The organism is Campylobacter concisus (assembly GCF_003048595.2).
Taxonomy (GTDB): Bacteria; Campylobacterota; Campylobacteria; order Campylobacterales; family Campylobacteraceae; genus Campylobacter_A; species Campylobacter_A concisus_L.
The window spans coordinates 1,557,387-1,577,819 of the sequence record NZ_CP049270.1 but is presented as its reverse complement, the minus strand read 5'-3'; the positions used below and the strand labels follow the sequence as shown (position 1 = coordinate 1,577,819).

The following is a 20,433-nucleotide window of genomic DNA, read 5'->3' as shown; positions in this document are numbered from 1 at the left end:
ATTAAACAACCTTGCTTACCGCTCGGCTAAGTCATTTCCTTCGTCTAGCGACCGTTTTGATTAAGCATAGACAACGCCGCCTCTACCGCCGCGTCAATGTGTATCTGCGTCGTATCAAAAAGCCGCATATCCGTATCTGCCTGCGATATCAGCATGCCTATCTCGGTGCAGCCAAGTATCGCTCCTTGCGCGCCGCGCGACCTAAAATCCTCGATGATACGCAAGAAATTCGCCTTTGAGCTAGGCGCGATTTTGCCGTAGCAAAGCTCCTCAAAGATGACGCGATTTACTTCCGCCATATCGCCCGCACTTGGCAAAAGCACCTCCGCGCCGCCCTCTGTTAGCCGACTTTTGTAAAAATCCTGCGTCATCGTATAAACCGTGCCGAGCAGCCCTACCTTGGCGACGCCTGCATTTTTTAGCGCTTTTAGCGTGGCGTCCGCGATATGCGTCACAGGCGCGCTAACGGCGCTTTGCACGGCGTCAAAGCACCTGTGCATCGTATTCGTGCAGATGAAGATAAAATCAGCCCCGCCGCCTTGTAAAATCCTCGCGTGCCGCGCCAAAATTTCGCCCGCGTCCTCCCATCTGTTTTCGCGCTGGCAGGCCTCGATCTCCTCGAAATTTACGCTGCTTAGCAGTATCTCCGCGCTGCTTAGCCCGCCTAGACGCTCGTTTATTTTGCGATTTATTTGCTCGTAATACGTTACCGTAGACTCAAAACTCATCCCGCCGATTAGGCCGATTTTTTTCATTTTTTTCTCCTTAAATTTTGGCGATTTTACGGTTTTAAATTAAATTTGCTCTAAATTTAAATTTCGCCTGCCGCGTTAAATTTGACGGTAATTGCCTAAAATAACGAGCTAAAATTAGGCGCGTAAATTTTTAGCCTGCGCCGAAAAAGGGCAAATTTAACGCAGTAGACGCGCCAAATTTAACGAACCGATGAGGCCGAATTTACAAAGAGAATTTAAACGCTCAGCTCGGAAGATAGCTTAAATGAAGAGAGTTTAAATTCGGCGCTTGCGATCCGAATTTACGAGTAAAATTTCTTTTTGGCGTGTAAATTTTACCGACTTAAAGCGGCATTTTGATTACTTCGCGCGGGCAGATTAAATTTACGGCCTTTTTCGGTTTGGCAAAGCTTTATCTTTTTGCAAGGCAAATCGCCTGCAAATTTTACCCGTTCGCTTCCGCAAGTTTCGCGCCTACGTTTTTGGCGCACTTTGTCAGAGTCGCTTCGGCGTCTTTTAAATGCGAGCTTAATACTAAAACCGTCTCCGTTTTACGCCCGCAAATGCCAAAACCCGCGTTTTGCCGTAAAATTTCGCCTAGATCCCGCCTCTTGCCGCGCAGACATCGCCGCTTTACGTTTTAGCGCTTTAATCTCGCGCCGTGAAATTTAAGCGCCGTTCGCGCGGTAAATTTATAAAATTTCGCGCGGATTTTGCTCGGCTTTTTATCGCTTCGCCGCTTTTTGAGCTTTGCGCGCCGGATTTCCCGCCAAAGAGCGGTATAAATACCAAAAATCATGGCCTCAAAGCCAAATTTAAAAGGCTCGAATTAGTCCCACGAATTTAGCTGAATTTACTCCCTCGGCAGTCCGTTTTTATCAAACTTGTCGCTGATTAGCTTACCCGATTCGTCGTATTTTTTAGCGCGGATGAGTCTGCCGCGCTCAAACTCCCCCTCGGCCTCTAATTTGCCGTTTGCATAGTAGTGGCGCGCCTCGCCGGTTTCCAGCCCGTCCTCAAACATCACTCTGGCTTTTAGCTTGCCGTTTTCGTGATACTCCTCATATAGCCCGTGATAGCGCCCGTTTTTAAACATTACTTTCGCCGCCGGCGCTCCGCTCTCGTAGTAGTCCAGCCCAGCGCCAGTTTGGCGGCCGTCTTTGTACTCGTATTCGCCTCGTAGCTTGCCGCTTGGGTAGTATTCGCGCGCGGCGCCGTCCTTTTCGCCGTCTTTGTAATTTTCCACCACGCGCGTTTTGCCGTTTTCGTAAAATCGCTTCCAAACGCCGTTTTTGCGGTCATTTTTGTATTCACCCGTCTCCTCCACGGCGCCGCTTTCGTAGTACCACGTCTCCGCGCCCTCTCGCTTGCCCTCTTTGTAGGTTCGCACGCCGCGGATTTTGCCGCTTTTGTAGTAGTCGAAGTCCTCGCCGTTTCGCAGTCCGCCGACGTATGGGCTGCGTGCGCTAACCTCGCCGCTGGAGTAATAGTCCGTGAAAATGCCCTCTCGCTTGTCCGCCTTGTAGGTGCCCTCCTGCTTTAACGTGCCGCCCTCGTCGAAGTAGTAGCGGCGGTAACGCCCGTCGCGGACACCGTTTTTGTATTCGCTCTCGCCCATCAGTGCGCCGCTATCTGCATGGTAGTGCTTCGCCGTGCCCTCGCGGACGCCGTTTTTTAGGGGGTATTCGTTTGAGGGCTTGTCTCTGTCGTCAAAATAGTCTCGATATCGCACCGCCGTGCCGCCCTGCACGTCTATCTCGCGTATAAGTGTGGGCGGCAGAGGTTTTAGCCTCGGATAGACCATGCCCATCGCATTTACGTCATATAGGTCCTCGACGCTGTAGCGAAGCATCTTTAGCGTGCCGTCGTAGGGCTTGCCTTTTACGTAGTAAAGCCCGTTTTTTAGGCTCGCTTCAGGCTTCATTACGACTTTTGGCTCCAGCGCTTGCGCACCTATCGCTAGAAGCGGAAGCAAAAATAGAAATTTTAGGATTTTGGTATTTAAAAAAACCATAGCGTTAATCCTTATAATTTACTGCTTTAATATTGAGTAATCTACTTTGAATCAGTTTTTATTAAACCACTCAATGCTTCTCTTAGCTTCTTTATTGTAGCCACAATATCATCATAATCAATTAACTTATCGGAGCTTTTTGATTTATCTAAAAAATCACTTGGGTTTTTAGAAATAATATTAATTGTAGAAGCCATTAATTCTTTTAGTAATTCCGGATTAGTTTCATTTAGATTAGATATTTGCTCTTTATAGCTAGCATAGGAGCTCGCAACTGCAACCTTATGAGCATATTCTTGTTCTAGTCTCATGGCTTCTTTGCGTCTATTTGAGCAAAAGATGGCAAGCCAAATAAAAGGTAGAGCCATAGTTATTTTTGAAAAAAATCCAAAAATCATAATGTAAATTTTATCACTAGGCATTATCGATACATTATAAGTTTGATTTGCTTCACTTTTTATTTTGGCTAGCTCTGTAATTACTGCACCAATGTCCTTATTTAAAATTTCATTTACTCCAGTAAAAGTCCATGTGGCAACAGCGGCTATCACAATTATGCTTAAAATAAACCCAATATCCCACCTTCTAATAGTTTTGCTAATTGCATCTCCTTATTGTTTATATGAAGATGATAAGCTTGCATTTGTAGCTTTTTCGTTTAAATCTTTAATGATTTTATCGTATTCATAGAAGCGTTGTTTCATGGTATTTTCATATTCATCTAAATTTTCAAACATATTTTCAAGTTTTTGTTCCAAGCCTCCACTGCGAACATTATCATTTAGTTCACCGAAAATCTTTATATGAAATTTTCCTATTTCTTCTAATTTTTGCGAATTTTCGATAATTTTTTCTTTAGTTGCTTCCAGATCCTGGGTTATCTTATTTCTTGCATTTTCTATTTCTTGCCGTATGGATATATCTTTATTTTCTTGTTTAACTACCAAATTGGTTCTAAAATTTTCTATCTCATTAAAGTATCCATAAATTTTTTCTTTATCCTCGATAAACTTATCGTTAGCAATATTGAATTTTTGTATAGAATTTTCAACATCTGCCGTTTTGTTTTTTATCTCATCCAATTTTAAATCATCCAATGATGTCTTTATGGCATCATTGTATCCCGCAATCATCTCCATAATGATTGGTTCTGCCTGATTTTTTGGAATGTATATAGTTGAATATCTGGCTAATATTATTAAAGCATTATCCACAATATCGGTTAGATGACTTATACTTCTATTCCAATCAGTAAAACAGTATTGAAATTCTCTAAAAAAATTATTTGGAAGCAGATTTTCATCCAATAAATTTATGTAATTCTCTATATAAATTAGTGCTTCTTTATTTCTGGCAAATTCCTGTGTTTCGTTTTCTGATATAGATTTAATATCTAATGTATTAACCGCTTCTTTTAACTGCTCGAAACTATTTAAAGAATTACTGATTTTTGACATTTATTTTCCTTGTGATAATAGTTAAACTTAAAATTTTAGCGCCATTTTAATTATACATCTCTTTTGGGACTATACAAACTTAATAAATTTGCTAAAATTAAGTCATTTTTAATACTTCTGCTATGACCGTCCACTCTTGCACGAGCCTTTCAAAGCTAAAATTTGTGTTAGCTGGGCTTGTGGACGGTAGTTTGACGGGCGGTTTGCCAGTTGCGTTTAAAATTTGAGTTTTTAGGTGTTTTTCGCAAATTTCGTGCGCCTTACCGCCGTTTGAAAATACTTGCACGATGCGCGCGCCACTAAAGATCGGCTCTAAATTTGCAGGCACGACGGCAGTCATTTTAGCATCACTCGAGCCCTTTATCTCGCACGATGTCGCAGCGTCGTAGATGGCGATGCGGCTGGCAAGCAGAAAATTTATCTTTTCGTCCGTGCTTGTAGGCACCGAAGCGTTTAAAATCCTGGCAAGCACCCGCCAAAAGCGATTTTGCGGATTTGCGTAGTAAAAGCCAAATTTACGAGAAACGACGGAAGGGAAGGATCCGAGGATTAAAATTTTAGAGTTTTTATCAAAAATCGGTTTAAAAGGATGGGTTTGGCTCATTTTGCGCCTTTTAAATTTGCCGCGTTAAATTTAAAATTTTCAAATTTGAAAGCAAATTTAACCGCCCAAACGAGCGGGTAAATTTACAGATATTTTCCCTCGCCCGTCAAATTTGGACGAGAGAAATTTGCACCCTACTCGGCGCTTTCGTTAGCCTGGGCTTTCACGCTAGACTCGACCTCATCGCTAAAGTCAGCCAAACTTAGGCGTTTTAGCTGGCGGTAGCGTCTTTGCGCGTCGGCCTTGTTTTTAGCCATCAGCTCGTCCGCATGCTCAGGGTTGGTTTTCTTAAGCGAGTTGTAACGAACCTCGTTTAGCAAAAACTCCTCGTAAAGCGACCAGTCGGGCTCTTTTGAGGTCATTTTTAGCGGGTTTTTGCCCTCTTTGATTAGGCGCGGATCGTAGACGTAGGTAGGCCAGTAGCCGCATTTGGTCGCTAGCTCGCCCTGATCGCCCGAGAGTGCCATACCGCCTTTTATACCGTGCGCGATACACGGCGAATACGCGATCACGAGGCTCGGACCGTCGTAGGCCTCGGCTGCGGCGATGGCTTTTATCGTGTTTGCTTGGCTTGCGTTTGAGTTGATCTGCGCGACGAAGATATTTCCGTAGGTCATCGCGATGTAGCCTAGATCTTTTTTCTGCATCGGCTTGCCGCTAGCGGTAAACTGCGCTATAGAGCCCGCGCGGCTTGATTTTGAGCTCTGGCCGCCGGTGTTTGAGTAGACCTCGGTGTCGAGCACGAGCACGTTTACGTTCTCTCCGCTAGCTAGCACGTGATCAAGCCCGCCAAAGCCGATATCGTACGCCCAGCCGTCGCCGCCGATGATCCACTGAGATTTTTTGACGAGATATCTTTTTAGCTCTAAAATTTCTTTTACGCCCTCTACGCTTAAATTTTGCTCCAAAATCGGCGTTAAAATTTTAGCGATTTGCGTCGTTTTCTCGCCGTCGTTTTTATGCGCGATCCAGTCGGAGTATAGTGCGGCTAAGGCGTTTGGCGCGGCGTCTTTAGTGCGTAGCATCACGTCCTCGATACGGTGGCGCAGCGTCTCGACCGCGACGTTCATACCCATGCCAAACTCCGCGTTGTCCTCAAACAGCGAGTTCGCCCACGCTACGCCTTTGCCCTCTTTGTTCGTCGTATAAGGCGTCGAAGGCGCGCTACCGCCGTAGATCGAGCTGCAACCAGTCGCGTTTGCCACTATCATACGGTCGCCAAACAGTCTCGTAACAAGCCCTATATAAGGCGTCTCGCCGCAACCCGGGCATGCGCCGTGAAACTCAAACAGCGGCTGCGCAAAGCCCACGCCCTTGACGCTTTCTTTGCTCATCAGGTCGTCTTTGTAGGTAACCTTTTTAAATAGATAATCCGCATTTTCCTGCTCGTTTTTGTCCATCTCCTCGGCTAGCGGTACCATGACGAGCGATTTTTCCTTGCTCGGGCAGTTTTGAGCGCATAGTTCGCAGCCGGTGCAGTCTAGCGGACTAACCTGGATTTTATATTTTAGACCTTTTACCTCTTTGCCTTTGGCGTCTAGGACGTGATCTTGCACGGTTTGAGGAGCGGCGGCAAGCTCGTTTTCATCGATTAGAAACGGTCTGATGACCGCGTGCGGGCAGACGAAGGCGCATTGGTTACACTGGATACAGTTTTCCTCGATCCACTTTGGCACCATCACGCCGATGCCGCGTTTTTCGTAGGCTGTGGTGCCTGATTTAAAGTGTCCGTCCTCGTACCCGACAAACGCCGAAACAGGCAGGCTGTCGCCCCTGGCGGCATTGATAGGTTTAACGATTTTTTCTATAAATTCATCGCCTACGTATTTTTCCTCGTTAGCGGCGTTATCCGTCAAATTTGCCCAGCTAGGATCGACCGCGACCTTAACCAGCCCGTCCGCGCCCATATCTATAGCCTTGTAGTTCATCTCTACGATCGCTTCGCCCTTTTTAGCATAGGCTTTGTGCGCGTACTCTTTCATGTATTTTTGCGCGTCGGCAAACGGGATGATGTCTGCGAGTTTGAAAAACGCCGACTGCATGATGGTGTTCGTGCGGTTTTTTAGTCCGATCTCGCGAGCTAGCTTGGTGGCGTTGATGATGTAGAAATTTACCTTTTTAGTGGCTAAAATTTTCTTTACTTTATTCGGCAGTTTAGCAACCGTCTGCTCGGCGTCCCAGATCGAGTTTAGTAGGAACGTCCCGCCCTCGCGGATGCCGTCTATGACGTCGTAAATTTCAAGATATGCCGCGACCGAGCAGGCGACGAAGTGCGGATTTGAGACGAGATAGGTCGAGCGGATCGGGTTTTTACCGAAACGCAGGTGCGATCGCGTATAGCCGCCTGATTTTTTGCTGTCGTAGGCAAAATACGCCTGCGCGTAAAGATCGGTTTTATCGCCGATAATTTTGATGGAGTTTTTATTCGCCCCAACGGTACCGTCCGCGCCAAGACCGTAAAATAAGCACTCTTTCACGCTTGCGTCGCTTAGCGAAATTTTCTCGCCGACTTTTAGCGAGGTGAAGGTCACGTCATCCTCGATACCGACGGTAAAGCCGTTTTTAGGCTCACTCAAATTTAAATTTTCAAAGACGGCTAGCATTTGCGCAGGATCGACGTCTTTTGAGCTTAGTCCGTAGCGGCCACCTACGATAACGGGCTGATTTTTGCGTCCGTAAAACGCAGCCTTGACGTCCAGATATAGCGGCTCACCGAGGCTTCCTGGCTCTTTCGTGCGGTCTAGCACGGCGATCTTTTCTACCGTTTCAGGCATCACGTCAAAGAGGTATTTTAGGCTAAACGGACGGTATAGATGCACCTTTAGCACGCCCACTTTTTCGCCCTTTGCGCGCAGGTGATCAACCACCTCTTCTAGAGTTTGCGTGACCGAGCCCATCGCGACCACGACGCGCGTAGCGTGCGGATCGCCGTAATAATTAAACGGTTTATAATCGCGTCCCGTGATTTTTGAAATTTCTTTTAGATACTCGGCCACGATATCAGGCACCGCGTCGTAGTAGCGGTTAGCTAGCTCGCGCGTCTGGAAATAGATGTCGTCGTTTTGCGCCGTACCGCGAGTTTTCGGGTTTTCGGGGCTTAGCGCCTCGTCTCTAAATTTTTGCAGAGCCTCGCGGTCAAGAAGCCTATCAAAGTGCGCGTAGTCAAGCACCTCGATCTTTTGTATCTCGTGGCTCGTGCGAAATCCGTCGAAAAAGTGCAAAAACGGCACGCGACCCTTGATCGCCGCTAGATGCGCGACGCCCGCGATATCCATGACCTCCTGCACGGAGCCGCTTGCCAGCATAGCAAATCCCGTCTGGCGACAGGCGTAGATGTCCTGATGATCGCCAAAGATAGAAAGCGCCTGGGCCGCGATAGAGCGCGCGCTCACGTGGATGACGCCGGGCAGTAGCTGGCCTGCGATTTTGTACATATTGGGGATTTTTAGCAAAAGGCCTTGCGAAGCCGTGTATGTGGTAGTCAGAGCGCCTACTTGCAGCGAGCCGTGCACGGTGCCCGCAGCCCCGCCCTCGCTTTGCATTTCGACGACTTTAACGGGCATACCGAATAGATTTTTCTTGCCCTGAGCCGCCCACATATCGGTGTAGTCTGCCATCGGCGAGCTAGGGGTAATCGGGTAGATGCCCGCAACCTCCGTAAATGCGTAAGCCGCGTGCGCCGCAGCCTCGTTTCCGTCCATAGTTTTCATTATTTTAGCCATTTTTCCGCCTTAAATTTTCTTACGATTTTTAAAAATCTTTTATTATAGAGCTAGTTTCCAAAATCTACTATTAATCTATGTCATTAATAAATTCTGAGAATTTTGTCTTTTGAATTACTAACTTTAAGCAAAATTCCATTACCGTAATGAAAAAAATTAAGGATAAAATTTGATAAGTGTTCATAGGGTAGCCTATTTAAGGGTTATAGCTCTTGCTTTTTGTGCTTTTATATTTAACACTACTGAGTTTGTCCCAGTGCCACTTTTAAGTGATATTGCGAAAGATTTTGACATGAGCACGGCCGATACCGGCCTTATCATCACGATTTATGCGTGGAGCGTCACTATACTCTCTTTGCCACTTATGCTTTTAACTGCAAATTTAGAACGAAGATCTCTTCTTTTAAAGGTTTTTATCGTATTTGTTGTAGCTCATACGCTTTGCGTCTTTGCTTGGAATTTTAAAATTTTAATTATTGCTCGGTTGATGATAGCTATTGCCCATGCCATTTTTTGGGCTATCACTGCTTCACTTGCTGTTAGGCTAGCTCCGATAAATAAAAGCTCGCAAGCTCTTGGATTACTAGCTCTTGGTACATCGCTAGCGATGATACTTGGTCTGCCACTTGGAAGAATTTTAGGTGACGCACTTGGCTGGCGTGTGACCTTTGGACTGATCGGAATTTTTGCTGTTGGTGTTGGAGTTTGGCTATATAAAATTTTGCCACTTTTGCCAAGCAAAAACTCAGGCTCACTTAAAAGCTTGCCAGAGCTCGCAAGAAATGGCCTTTTGATGGTCGTATTTTTACTAACGGCAATTATCATAAGTGCGCATTTTAGCACCTATAGCTACATTGAGCCATTTGCGAAAGATATCAGTGGCTTTGATGGAAAATTTATCACAATATTCTTGCTTATATTTGGTGTCGCTGGTGTAGTCGCAAGCCTGCTTTTCTCTAAATTTTATAAGCTCATTCCAAATGCATTTTCTGCAATTTCTATAATGCTTATTTTATGTTGCTTGCTTTTGTTAAATTTTATTGCTAAAAATGAAGTTTTAATGCTAGTTTTGGCCTTTGTTTGGGGGCTTGGCATAGCTGGTGTAAATATGAGTTTTCAAATAAAAGTGCTAAATCTTGCCTCAAACGCTACTGATGCTGCAATGGCGATATTTTCGGCTATTTATAACATAGGCATCGGAGCAGGGGCGCTAATAGGGCGTCAGACGATAGTTCATTTAGGCGAGCAAAATATCGGCAATGTCGGTAGTTTTTTTGCCGCAAGCGGACTTATCATATTTTTGTTTGCGGTATCTAAGATTAAAAGAGTTTAGATGTTTAAATATCTAAGTAAAACGTTACAAATTTCTACATATAAGTGATAATAAATATCATAACTAAGAAAAATTTTAGTTAAGCTTCCTTATAATCATTATCAGAAAATGAATAAATTTTAGGAGCTTATTATGTCAGTTTTAGTTATCGGTGCAGATGAGATAACGCCTATCAAGGCAGTTTTACATGATTTGGGAGCCGAGAAGATAGAACACTGGGATGCTAGAAATGAAAACCGCGTAAATCGCAAGCCGATCCCTCAAGATACCGAGTGTGTGGTGATGCTAACTAGCTTTTTAAACCACAACACTATGAAGACTATTAAAACTCAAGCAAAAAAGAGAAATATTCCAATTGTTTGTGCAAAAAGAAGCGTTAGTTGCGTATTTTGCGAGTACTGCAAGGTCTTTGGGCTAGATAAGGAATTTGGATGCAAAGAATAATCAATGAGATTCGGGCTTTTATCAGATATTGGCGAAATAACTCCAAATATTTTTGCAAAGCTTGATAGGCTTTCGCGTACAAAAATTTTTATTGCACTTTATAATTCTGGCGTAGAAAGTGAGCTAAAAATACCACTTTCTTACGCTAAATTTCTAAATTTCAAAGAAATTTTTGAAGCTAGGATAAATTTCCTACTTCGCGGAAAATGTCTAAATTTTAAGCCAGCAGATCGCTTTTGTATTCCATCAAATATCATCATAAATGCTTATTTAAAAGGCAACTTTTCAAAGATAAAATTTATAGCAAAAGAGCCGAAAATGGCGGCTGCAAAGATGATAAAAATGCTTTATGCAAGTGGAAAATTTGAGTTTTGTATCGATGCGGCACAGATGTTTTGTCAATTTGTTTATGATAAAATACGCCTCCGCCATCAAGACAAAGAGGTCGTGCTAAATGGCGGTGTCATTTCGGTCAAAAAAGATGGTAAAAATTTACTCAGTGTCATGCCAAGCTTTAAAAAAGTGAGCTTTGATGATATGAGAAATTTAAACGACGATATAGATAGAGCTGTCGGTGTGCTTGGTCACGAGTGTGAGATGGTTTATATCGTTTTTCCTAGAAATGAGGAATTTAGGCGACACGTTGAGGTTAGGCACTGTTATGCGAGAGGTTTGATCAAGCTTGTGCCTTATACGATTATTAGTAAAATTTTTTAAAAAGGATAAAAATGATAGGTATAGTTTATGGAAGCAGCATGGGAAATACCGAAGATGCAGCAAAACTTATAAGTGAGGGTCTAGGCCTTGAAAATGAGCTTTTAAATGTTGCTGACGTAGATGCAGCGAAGCTAAATAGCTTTGATAAGCTAATCCTTGGTACATCGACCTGGGGTAGTGGTGATCTTCAAGATGACTGGGATGCGTTTGATTTTAAAGCGCTAAATTTAAGCGATAAGACGGTCGCTGTTTTTGGTATGGGCGATAGCGAGAGCTACTCAGATGAATACTGTAACGGCATGGCAAAGCTTTATGATGAGGTCGTAAAAGCTGGTGCAAAAGTAGTTGGTGAGGTTGGTACCGATGGATATACATTTGATGGCTCTGATGCTGCAAGAAATGGAAAATTTGTAGGTTTAGCGCTTGACGCTGACAATCAAAGTGACAAAACTGAGGGTAGAATTTCAGCTTGGATCGAGCAGATAAAACCTCACTTTGCTTAATGTAGTTTTAGCTAGATTTTCTAGCTAAAATTTTCATATATCCATAGCCGAGATGAAGCTTTTTATTCTTTCGTTTTGGCTATTAAAAAACTCATCTACCAAGCCATCAAATGCGATCACGCCTTTATCTAAAAACAAAATTCTATCAGCTATCTTTCTAGCAAAATTCATATTATGAGTGACAATGATCATAGACTTTTTCTCTTTTGCAAGAGATAAGATGACTTTTAAAACTTCAGCCTCAAGCTCTGGATCAAGCGCACTTGTAGGCTCATCAAGTAGTAAAAAGTATGGATTTACAGCCAGGGCTCTAGCGATGGCTACACGCTGTGCTTGTCCGCCTGAGAGCCTGTTTGGATAGGTATCTTCTTTGTGGCTAAGCCCCACTTTAGCTAAAAGCTCTTTTGCCTCTTTTATTGCTTCGTTTTTATCCTTTTTTTGAACATAGATCGGAGCTTCGGTGACATTTTGAAGCGCTGTTAGGTGCGGGAAGAGGTTGAAGCTTTGAAAAACCATGCCTGTTTTTTTACGAATTTCTAAAAGCTCTTTTGAGCTAAGCTTCTCTTTAAAATTTACAGCTCTGTCATCTACCTCTAAAATGCCACTTTGTGGGATCTCAAGTAAATTTATACATCTAAGAAGTGTTGATTTGCCACAACCAGATGAGCCAACGATCACGGTCGTTTGCCCCTCTTTGAAGCTTGTGCTTATGTTATCTAGCACCAAATGATCGCCGTAAGATTTGCTTATATTTTTAAAATTTATAGCCATTAGACATACCTCGAGACAGCTTTTTCAAGCCTTGATTGAAGATAGGTTAAGAGTGTGCAAACCACCAGGTAGATAAGTGCTGCTAGGATGTAGAGGATGAGTGGCTCAAAGGTTCTTGCTGCGATCCTTTGAGCGACCATAAACATATCAACCATCGTTATAGAAGCTGCTAGTGAAGTGTCTTTAACAAGGCCTATAAATGTGTTTGAAAGCGGTGGTAGCGATATCCTTACTGCTTGAGGCGCGATGATACGCTTTAAAATTTGATAGTGCGTCATGCCAAGCGATGTTGCAGCCTCCCACTGACCTTTTGGCACAGAAAGAATGGCAGCCCTTACGGACTCAGACGCATAAGCGCCCACGTTTAGACTAAATGCGATAGTCGCCGCACTCCAAGTATCAAGTGTGACACCGATGCTAGGAAGCCCGTAAAATACGATAAAAAGCTGCACAAGAAGTGGCGTGCCGCGAAATATCCAAACATAGGTGGCAAATATAAATTTTAAAATTTTTATATTTGAAAGCCTCGCTACTGCTGTGATAATGGCGATGACAAGCCCTAGCGAAAACGAGAGCAAAGTAAGAGGGATCGTCACTTTTAAAAGTGCAATGATCATTGGTAGTGTCGAGCTTGAAACAAGCTCGATCACTCTATCTAAATTTTCCATTTTTGCCTTGTTGGTTTATAAATTTATTTTGAGACGTCTTTGCCAAAGTAGCTTTTTGAGATGGCTTCTAGTTTGCCCTCTTTTGAAAGTTCGTTTAGTGCATTTGAAATTTGCTCTGCAAGTTCGGCGTTGTCTTTTTTAACAGCTGCTGCTGTGTAGTCTTTCTCATCAAGCGAGGCAGCTATCTTCACAGGTGCGTTTGGGCGCTCTTTTATGAAGTCGTAAAATACGATGTTGTCTCTTACAACAGCATCTACACGTCTTGATATAAGAAGCTCCATACTTTTAGCAAAACTATCTGTTACGACGTGTTCAGCACCGTATTTTACAGCGACTTTCGCCCAGTTGCTAGTCGCTGAGTCGGCATCTTTTTTGCCTTTTAGATCAGCAAAACTTTTTATATCGTTATTATCTTTTCTAGTGATGATAGCGCCAAATGTCACAGTATAAGGCACTGAAAAAGCATATTTTTTCTTTCTCTCATCAGTTATACTTACTTGGTTAAACACAACGTCTGCTTTACCAGCGTCAAATGCTGCTAGCATCGCGTCCCATGGAGCTGTTAGAAACTCAACTTTTAAATTTAGCTTTTGCGCTACTGCTCTTGCGATATCTACGTCGTATCCCACTAACTCATTTTTGTCATTATAAAATGTAAAAGGCGCGTAAGTGCCTTCTGTTGCTACTGTTAGCACGCCATCTTTTATAGTTTTTGCTTGCAAATTTAGAGCCATTGCAAGCACGGCTACTACTTTTAATAAATTTGTAAATTTCATTTTAATCCTTTATTTTGAAATATCTTTTCCAAAATATTTCATCGAAATTTCACTTATCTTGCCCTCGGCTTTTAGCTCGTCAAGTGCTTTGTTTATCGCCTCTAATAGTTCAGTGTTGCCTTTTTTAACGATTGCAGCTGTTGGCATCGGCTCGTTGCTTGTGTATGCGATTTTTAGCGGCGCATTTGGGCGTTGTTTGATGTAGTCAAAAAATGTAACGTTATCGTTTATTGTATCATCAGCTCTTTTTGAAATGATAAGCTCCACGCCTTTGCTAAAGCCATCAGCCACAACCACTGTTGCACCGTTTTTCTCGGCTATCGCTGCCCAGTTGCTAGTCGCAGAGTGCACGCTCTTTTTGCCTTTTAGATCAGCAAAACTTTTGATGTCGTTATTATCTTTATGCACGACAATTACCGGATATGGCATAGTGTAAGGTACGCTCATACCATACTTTTTCTTTCTATCTTCGTTTATACTTACTTGATTAAATACAACATCGGCCTTACCAGCATCAAAAGCCGCAAGCATCGCATCCCAAGGAGCTGTTAGAAACTCAACTTTTAAATTTAGCTTTTGCGCTACGGCTCTTGCAATATCTACGTCATATCCTACTAGCTCGCCCTTTTCATCGTAAAATGAGTAAGGTGAGTAAGTGCCTTCAGTTGCGACGGTAAGTTCGCCTTTTTTAATAGTTGAAGCATTTAAATTTAAAGCTAAAAAAGCACCTGCGATCAAGCCAAAAATGGGCTTAAAATTCATTAATTCTCCTTATTTAGAAATATCTTTGCCGAAGTATTTAAGCGAAATTTCGCTTAAAGCTCCTTCCTTGCTAAGCTCATTTAGGGCAAAATTTATCTTAATTAGCAGCACTTTGTTACCTTTTTCTACGTTATAGCCCATTTGTTCACTATTTGTATAGCATCATCTTTTATGATCTGCCAGTAAAATTTTGTAAAGGCAGAATTTAGCAAACAATCGCACGAATTGCACCAAATTTAAAAAGCAATAGAAATTTTTATATAAAACTCTTTGCAAAAAATTTTTAAGATTTATGCAAATATCAGTCGCAACTGCAACCTGGGTAGTATTTTGTTACAAAGAAAGAGGGCGGTGCCTCACTCCGCTAAAAGTGAGACCGCTAGAGCTTTTACGCCCTTAAAATCAACCTTGCCGCTTGCAAGCGTTGGGATATCATCAACGATGAATATATAGCTTGGCATCATTATAGGAGCTAGGCTGCTCTCTTTTAAAATTTGCTCGATATTCTCAGGCTCTGTGCCACTTTTTACTAAAAGCGCGATCGCCTCACCCTTTTTGCTATCTGGTACGTTTGCGCTGCTAAAGACGACGTCGTTTCCAAGCACCTTTGCAAGCTCTTCTTCGACACTTCCAAGGCTTATCATCTCGCCGCCTATCTTGGCAAATCTTGAATACCTATCGACGATAAATACAAAGCCGTTTTCATCTATGTGGCCTTTGTCGCCAGTTTTATAGTATCTTACGCCATCAATGTGCGTGATTACCTCGCTTGTTTTAGCTTCGTCGTTTAGATAGCCCTTCATCACCTGCGATCCGCCGATCACTATGAGTCCGTCCTCACCAGTTTCTAGCTCTTCAAGAGTCTCAGGGTCGATTATTTTTATGATAGTGCCAGGCAGAGGCATGCCAACGCTTCCAGGTCTATTAAATGTAAGCTCTTTTAGGCTCTCTTTTTCTAGGATATTTGGCATATTTACAGCAGCTACTGGTGCCGTTTCGGTCGCGCCATATCCTTCATAAATTTCTATGCCAAATTTGAGTCTAAACTCATCTTTTATCTCAGGTTTTAGCTTTTCAGCCCCAGCTACGACCATTCTGGCACTTTGAAACATCAGCGGATGAAGCTTTTTGTTTCTGGTGTAGAGCCTAAAGAAGGTCGAGGTGCCAAAGATGATGCTAGCGCTGTGTCTTGCCGCCATTTTGCCGATAGTCGCTCCGTCTGTTGGGTCAGGCACGCTTACCATTTTTACTCCCTCGCAAAGTGGCATGAGCGTGGTGACTGTTAGGCCAAATGAGTGAAATACTGGGAGTGAGTTTAAGATCACGTCATCTTTTTTGAAATTTAGAAGTTCGCTTATTTGCTTGATGTTTGCAAGTAAATTTTTATGGCTTAGCTCGATACCTTTTGGCTCGCCTTCGCTGCCGCTACTAAATAAAATAGTAGCCGTATCTTCTAAGCTCACTGGCCTAAAATAGCAAAGCTTAATAAGCCAAGCTGGAGCAAAAAATGCCGTTAAAAGCGCTAAAAATTTCTCTTTTTTTGAGACGCTAGCTGATAGATCTTCGGCAAATTTAGCCTTGTCACTCATCGCATCTTTTAGATCAAAGCCTTTAAGTGCGAGCTTTTCAAGAAATTTGCTAGATGTTATGACTGTGTTTATATTTGCCTTTTTTAGGGCGTGATTTAGCGAGGTTTCATTAAGTGTGTAGTTTAAATTTACGCTCACTTTGCCCATGGCTAGAAGCGCCATATTTACTATCGCTGCGATGCTTGAGCTAGGTAATAAAATGCCTATATTTTTCTCATCTTTTAGCTCGCGTTTGAAAATTTTGATAAAGACTAAAACAGCTGTTATAAATTTCAAGTTGCTTAAATTTAGTCCAGTGCTGTCGCTCACGCACTCTTTAAATTTATCCTCTTTTGCGTTATTTAGCCATTCGCTCGTTAGTGGTTTTTGCCTTGAGATAAAGCTCTCCCACGATGAAAAGCTAAGCTCAAGCACCTTTTGCTTCATCTTTGCAGCGTTTATAAATGTGGTTATCGGCTTGCCAAAGGCGACGATGATGTCGCGTCTGCCGTTTTTAGAAGTGAGGTCTTTGTAAAATTTACTAGCCCTTGAAAAGCTAGATCCCCAAAGGCCACGAAGATAAAATGGCACAATGCAAATTTCTTCTAGATCTCTGATGATAAGCTCAAAGCCCTTTTGAAACTCATTTATCTGACCGTTGTAGCTGATGTGCCCTTCTGGGAAAAGTGCGACCACTTCGCCATTTTTTAAGCACTCACGCACAAGCTCGATCGACTCTTTGCTAGCTCCTGCGCCTATTGGGATCACTTTGAAAAATTTAAAAATTTGCTTTAGATACCATTTGTTATAGATCGTTCTATACATGACAAATCTTATGCCCCTTGGGCTTGCAGCTTGAAGCACGAGCCAGTCGATCCAGCTGATGTGGTTGCCAAGAAGTAGCGCACCGCCACTTTGTGGTAAATTTTGCAGGCCCTCTACAAAAAAGCGGTACTTTGTCTTTAAAAATGGCAACAAAAGTAGCCTTGTAAAAAGATGTGGAAGCTGCAAAATGGCGTAAAAACTACCGATCAAGCAAACAAGCGCTGTAAAGACAAAGAGCCCAGTGGTTGAAATTTTAAAATATACTAAACCTATGCCAATAGCTAAAAATAGCAGCATTGAGACGTTTTGTAAGAAGTTGTTTGCCGCCATTATCTTGCCGGTGGTCTTTTGCGGGGCAAAGTACTGGATCATCGCATTTAGTGGCACTATAAAAATTCCACCAAAAAAGCCAAACGCAAATGAGCTAAGGCTCACTACGCCGATGCTTGAGCCAAATGCGAAAAATAAAAGCGAGAAAAATATACCAATAGCACCCATCGGCACGATACCAAGCTCGATATGTAGCTTTGACATAGAGCCAGCCACGTATGAGCCAAATGCTATACCTATGGCGCTTGCTGCTAGAATTGCTTGCACCGCTAGCGAGCTGTCGTCGTTAAAAACGGCTTTGTAATGAGCTGGGAAAGCTGCGATTATGATCTGGGAAATTCCCCAAAATATGCTAAGGCCAGCGATACTTAGCCAGATATTTTTATCTGACCTTACTTCTTTTAAATTTTCTCTTAAATAGCTAAGGCGAATATATTTTTTAATATTAAAATTTTCGTTTGTTTCATCTTTTTCATCGATGCAAGGTAATTTATAAGCAAAATATGCTTCAAGTGCGCTAAATACGACTAAAAAGATGCCAATAGGATAGACGCTTTTTAAGATCTCTTCTGAGTTTTCGCCTTGGATGTATAAATTTTCAAATATAAATGAAAATAAAAATGAGCTAAAAAGTATCGCAACGATGGTGAGCGCTTGGATGATGCCATTTGCTGTGCCAAGGCGCTCAGGACCGACCAGGGCTTTGATGATGCCGTATTTTGCTGGTGAGTATATAGCACTTTGAGCGGCTAGTATGAGCGTTAAAGCAAAGGCTACGCCAAAAGCACCTGCAAGATAGCTAAAAAGCACCGCGACGCTGATAATAACGCCAAAAAAAGCACAAATTCTTATGACCTTTATTTTTGCGAATTTGTCGTTTATAAAGCTTGAGGGCGAAAATAAAAATATAAATGGAAGCAAGATCATTGCGTTTATGACGGCTGTTAGGATAAAAAGTATGTCGCCATCGTATGTTTTTAAAAGAACATTTTGTATGGTTATTTTGTGTGCTAGATCGACACTTGCATTTAAAAATGCGATCGCAAGGTAGGGCAAAAAGCCAGCAACTTTTAATAAACTCATCATAGAAGGACCTTTGTGATTTTAAAAATTTTGTAAATCTAACAGCAAAATATTTAAAATATTATTAATAAAAAACTCTATATTAAATTTGACAATAAAAATTTTTAAAAAATTTAAATTTTATATGCTTTTGGATAAAATCACGCAATCAAAAAATAGGAAAATTTTATCATGAACTATGAAATAATCGTCGTTGGCGGCGGACATGCTGGCATTGAGGCAAGTCTTGCGGCTGCTAGAATGGGCAAACAAACTTTACTGATCACGATCTTAGCCGAGCAAATAGGCGCTGCAAGCTGTAATCCAGCCATCGGAGGCCTTGCAAAAGGGCATCTTGTAAAAGAGATCGACGCGCTTGGTGGCCAAATGGGACTTACAACTGATGCTGTTGGTATCCAGTTTCGTGTGCTAAATGAGAGTAAAGGCCCAGCAGTGCGTGGTAGCCGTGCTCAGATAGATATGGATAGATACCGCGTTTATATGAGAAATTTGCTTTTAAACACTCCAAATTTAGAAATTTCTCAAGAGATCGCCACTGAAATTTTAAGCGAAAATGGTGAGGTAACCGGCGTTAAAACCCATCTAAATAACATCTATAATGCAAAAAAGGTGATAATCACCACTGGTACATTTTTAAACGGGCTAATTCACGTTGGATTTAATAAACTAGAAGCTGGCCGCGTGGGCGAGCTAAGTGCAAAAGATCTTAGCGGCAGTCTAAGAGAGCTTGGGCTAAATTTAGGCAGGCTAAAGACTGGGACATGCCCAAGGATCGACGCGAAAACGATAAATTTTGAAATTTTAGAGAAGCAAGATGGCGACGCAAAGCCAGTTGCATTTAGCTTTAGAACTAAAAATTTCTCACCAACGCAGCTGCCATGCTACATCGCCTATACAAACGAAACCACGCATGAAATAATTCGCTCAAATTTCGACAAAGCGCCACTTTTTACAGGACAGATTGAGGGCATTGGGCCAAGATATTGCCCAAGTATCGAGGATAAGATAAACCGCTTTGGCGACCGCGACAGACACCATCTTTTCATCGAGCCTCAAACACTTGAAGCTACAGAGTACTATATAAACGGCTTTTCGACTAGCTTGCCTTATGAGGTGCAAGTGCAGATGCTACGCTCTGTAAAAGGCTTTGAAAACGCAAAAATCGTAAGGCATGGATACGCTATCGAGTACGACTACGTCGAGCCAACACAGCTAAAACATAGCCTAGAGACTAAAAAGGTAAAAGGGCTATACTTGGCTGGGCAGATAAACGGCACGACTGGATACGAGGAGGCCGGTGCTCAGGGGTTAATGGCCGGTATAAATGCTGCGCTTTCTCTTGATAACAAAGAACCGCTCATCTTGCGCCGTGATGAGGCGTATATCGGCGTTTTGATAGATGACCTTGTGACAAAAGGGACAAAAGAGCCATATAGGATGTTTACGAGTAGGGCGGAGTATCGCTTGCTTTTGCGTGAGGAAAATGCCATTTTAAGGCTTGGTGGATATGGCCATGAGATTGGACTTATTGATGACGAGACTTTTAATGAAATTGAAGCTATCAGGCAAAATTTAAAAGATGGGCTTGCTTACCTTAACAATACTCAAATTACGCCGAGCAAGCAAAATTTAGAGCTTTTAGCTAGCCTTGATGAAGAGCCGATTAGTCAAAATGTGAGCCTTCAAAAGATTGTCGCACGTAAGAGCTTTACGGCTGAGAAACTAAGAAAGCTTGATCAGAAATTTGCAAATTTAGATGATGCGAGTGTGGATCAAATTTTAACCGAGTGCAAGTATCAGCACTACATAAATGAGCAAAAAAATCAAATAGAAAAAATGAAAGATATGATGGATGTAAAAATTCCTGAAAATTTTGACTTTAGAAGTGTTAGTGGCCTTAGTAATGAAGTGGTCGAAAAGCTTGAGAAATTTGCACCGCCTACGCTCTTTGCTGCGAGTGAAATCTCAGGTATCACGCCAGCTGCGATTGATATCTTACATATTTATATAAAGATGAATGAGAAAAGGCTTGGCTGATTTTGATTTCAGATTTAGTTCAAAAAGTCATAAAGCTTAAAATTTTTATCTTAAAATCAAGATTTACGTTTAAGCTAAAATTAAC

General features: G+C 42.4%; 16 protein-coding genes. 5 read left to right on the top strand and 11 right to left on the bottom strand.

The window, feature by feature from the left end:
- Nucleotides 1-44 precede the first annotated feature (44 nt).
- The 6 genes from CVT15_RS07955 to nifJ form a co-directional block, all read right to left on the bottom strand.
- A complete protein-coding gene (locus CVT15_RS07955; RefSeq protein ID WP_103576266.1) occupies nt 45-755 on the bottom strand; it encodes an aspartate/glutamate racemase family protein in 711 nt (236 codons plus the stop codon).
- 832 nt (nt 756-1,587) lie between these two features.
- Complete coding sequence (locus CVT15_RS07950) at nt 1,588-2,748, bottom strand: toxin-antitoxin system YwqK family antitoxin (RefSeq protein WP_103576264.1); 1,161 nt, start codon at nt 2,746-2,748, stop codon at nt 1,588-1,590.
- A 41-nt stretch (nt 2,749-2,789) separates the two neighbouring features.
- Entirely contained in the window at nt 2,790-3,299 is a 510-nt protein-coding gene (locus CVT15_RS07945) for a hypothetical protein (protein WP_107898024.1), read from the bottom strand.
- 60 nt (nt 3,300-3,359) lie between these two features.
- Complete coding sequence (locus CVT15_RS07940) at nt 3,360-4,205, bottom strand: hypothetical protein (protein WP_103576598.1); 846 nt, start codon at nt 4,203-4,205, stop codon at nt 3,360-3,362.
- 97 nt (nt 4,206-4,302) lie between these two features.
- Complete coding sequence (locus CVT15_RS07935) at nt 4,303-4,809, bottom strand: DNA-deoxyinosine glycosylase (protein ID WP_103576599.1); 507 nt, start codon at nt 4,807-4,809, stop codon at nt 4,303-4,305.
- Nucleotides 4,810-4,943: 134 nt separating this feature from the next.
- On the bottom strand, nt 4,944-8,531 hold the full coding sequence (gene nifJ, locus CVT15_RS07930) for a pyruvate:ferredoxin (flavodoxin) oxidoreductase (protein WP_103576600.1): 3,588 nt from the start codon (nt 8,529-8,531) through the stop codon (nt 4,944-4,946).
- A gap of 169 nt (nt 8,532-8,700) precedes the next feature.
- Here nifJ and CVT15_RS07925 point away from each other — a divergent pair, with 169 nt between their 5' ends.
- The 4 genes from CVT15_RS07925 to fldA all read left to right on the top strand — a co-directional run bounded on the left by CVT15_RS07925 (nt 8,701) and on the right by fldA (nt 11,528).
- Nucleotides 8,701-9,864 carry a sugar transporter gene (locus CVT15_RS07925; protein ID WP_103576601.1) on the top strand — a complete coding sequence of 388 codons (1,164 nt, stop codon included), beginning with the start codon at nt 8,701-8,703 and terminating at the stop codon, nt 9,862-9,864.
- 132 nt (nt 9,865-9,996) lie between these two features.
- Nucleotides 9,997-10,308 (top strand): DUF2325 domain-containing protein, encoded by a 312-nt coding sequence (locus CVT15_RS07920; protein ID WP_002939277.1) that lies wholly within the window; start codon nt 9,997-9,999, stop codon nt 10,306-10,308.
- Nucleotides 10,309-10,311: 3 nt separating this feature from the next.
- Complete coding sequence (locus CVT15_RS07915; protein WP_103576602.1) at nt 10,312-11,025, top strand: UDP-N-acetylmuramate--alanine ligase; 714 nt, start codon at nt 10,312-10,314, stop codon at nt 11,023-11,025.
- A gap of 11 nt (nt 11,026-11,036) precedes the next feature.
- Entirely contained in the window at nt 11,037-11,528 is a 492-nt protein-coding gene (gene fldA, locus CVT15_RS07910; RefSeq protein WP_103576603.1) for a flavodoxin FldA, read from the top strand.
- Between the two features lie 33 nt (nt 11,529-11,561).
- On the opposite strand, the gene CVT15_RS07905 is transcribed toward fldA, so the two are convergent.
- The 5 genes from CVT15_RS07905 to CVT15_RS07880 all read right to left on the bottom strand — a co-directional run bounded on the left by CVT15_RS07905 (nt 11,562) and on the right by CVT15_RS07880 (nt 18,314).
- On the bottom strand, nt 11,562-12,299 hold the full coding sequence (locus CVT15_RS07905; protein ID WP_107898025.1) for an amino acid ABC transporter ATP-binding protein: 738 nt from the start codon (nt 12,297-12,299) through the stop codon (nt 11,562-11,564).
- On the bottom strand, nt 12,299-12,967 hold the full coding sequence (locus tag CVT15_RS07900; protein ID WP_021089366.1) for an amino acid ABC transporter permease: 669 nt from the start codon (nt 12,965-12,967) through the stop codon (nt 12,299-12,301). Before CVT15_RS07900 ends, CVT15_RS07905 begins: the two co-directional genes overlap by 1 nt.
- 23 nt (nt 12,968-12,990) lie before the next feature.
- Complete coding sequence (locus CVT15_RS07895; protein WP_103576605.1) at nt 12,991-13,743, bottom strand: amino acid ABC transporter substrate-binding protein; 753 nt, start codon at nt 13,741-13,743, stop codon at nt 12,991-12,993.
- 9 nt (nt 13,744-13,752) lie between these two features.
- The gene (locus CVT15_RS07890) at nt 13,753-14,505 is read right to left on the bottom strand and encodes an amino acid ABC transporter substrate-binding protein (protein WP_103576606.1); all 753 of its coding nucleotides are present in this window, start codon (nt 14,503-14,505) and stop codon (nt 13,753-13,755) included.
- Nucleotides 14,506-14,861: 356 nt separating this feature from the next.
- Nucleotides 14,862-18,314, bottom strand: coding sequence for an acyl-[ACP]--phospholipid O-acyltransferase (locus CVT15_RS07880; RefSeq protein ID WP_107898026.1), 3,453 nt, complete (start codon nt 18,312-18,314; stop codon nt 14,862-14,864).
- A 168-nt stretch (nt 18,315-18,482) separates the two neighbouring features.
- On the opposite strand from CVT15_RS07880, the gene mnmG reads away from it, so the two are divergent.
- Entirely contained in the window at nt 18,483-20,348 is a 1,866-nt protein-coding gene (gene mnmG, locus CVT15_RS07875; protein WP_103576613.1) for a tRNA uridine-5-carboxymethylaminomethyl(34) synthesis enzyme MnmG, read from the top strand.
- The last annotated feature ends 85 nt before the right edge of the window (nt 20,349-20,433 follow it).

Excerpts from the sequence above, each read along its gene's own strand:
- nifJ (WP_103576600.1), bottom strand. The coding sequence starts at position 8,531 with ATGGCTAAAATAATGAAAACTATGGACGGAAACGAGGCTGCGGCGCAC.
- CVT15_RS07955 (WP_103576266.1), bottom strand. The coding sequence starts at position 755 with ATGAAAAAAATCGGCCTAATCGGCGGGATGAGTTTTGAGTCTACGGTA.
- CVT15_RS07935 (WP_103576599.1), bottom strand. The coding sequence starts at position 4,809 with ATGAGCCAAACCCATCCTTTTAAACCGATTTTTGATAAAAACTCTAAA.
- CVT15_RS07895 (WP_103576605.1), bottom strand. The coding sequence starts at position 13,743 with ATGAAATTTACAAATTTATTAAAAGTAGTAGCCGTGCTTGCAATGGCT.
- CVT15_RS07900 (WP_021089366.1), bottom strand. The coding sequence starts at position 12,967 with ATGGAAAATTTAGATAGAGTGATCGAGCTTGTTTCAAGCTCGACACTA.
- CVT15_RS07920 (WP_002939277.1), top strand. The coding sequence starts at position 9,997 with ATGTCAGTTTTAGTTATCGGTGCAGATGAGATAACGCCTATCAAGGCA.
- CVT15_RS07915 (WP_103576602.1), top strand. The coding sequence starts at position 10,312 with ATGAGATTCGGGCTTTTATCAGATATTGGCGAAATAACTCCAAATATT.
- CVT15_RS07890 (WP_103576606.1), bottom strand. The coding sequence starts at position 14,505 with ATGAATTTTAAGCCCATTTTTGGCTTGATCGCAGGTGCTTTTTTAGCT.
- CVT15_RS07950 (WP_103576264.1), bottom strand. The coding sequence starts at position 2,748 with ATGGTTTTTTTAAATACCAAAATCCTAAAATTTCTATTTTTGCTTCCG.
- mnmG (WP_103576613.1), top strand. The coding sequence starts at position 18,483 with ATGAACTATGAAATAATCGTCGTTGGCGGCGGACATGCTGGCATTGAG.
- CVT15_RS07880 (WP_107898026.1), bottom strand. The coding sequence starts at position 18,314 with ATGATGAGTTTATTAAAAGTTGCTGGCTTTTTGCCCTACCTTGCGATC.
- CVT15_RS07905 (WP_107898025.1), bottom strand. The coding sequence starts at position 12,299 with ATGGCTATAAATTTTAAAAATATAAGCAAATCTTACGGCGATCATTTG.
- fldA (WP_103576603.1), top strand. The coding sequence starts at position 11,037 with ATGATAGGTATAGTTTATGGAAGCAGCATGGGAAATACCGAAGATGCA.
- CVT15_RS07940 (WP_103576598.1), bottom strand. The coding sequence starts at position 4,205 with ATGTCAAAAATCAGTAATTCTTTAAATAGTTTCGAGCAGTTAAAAGAA.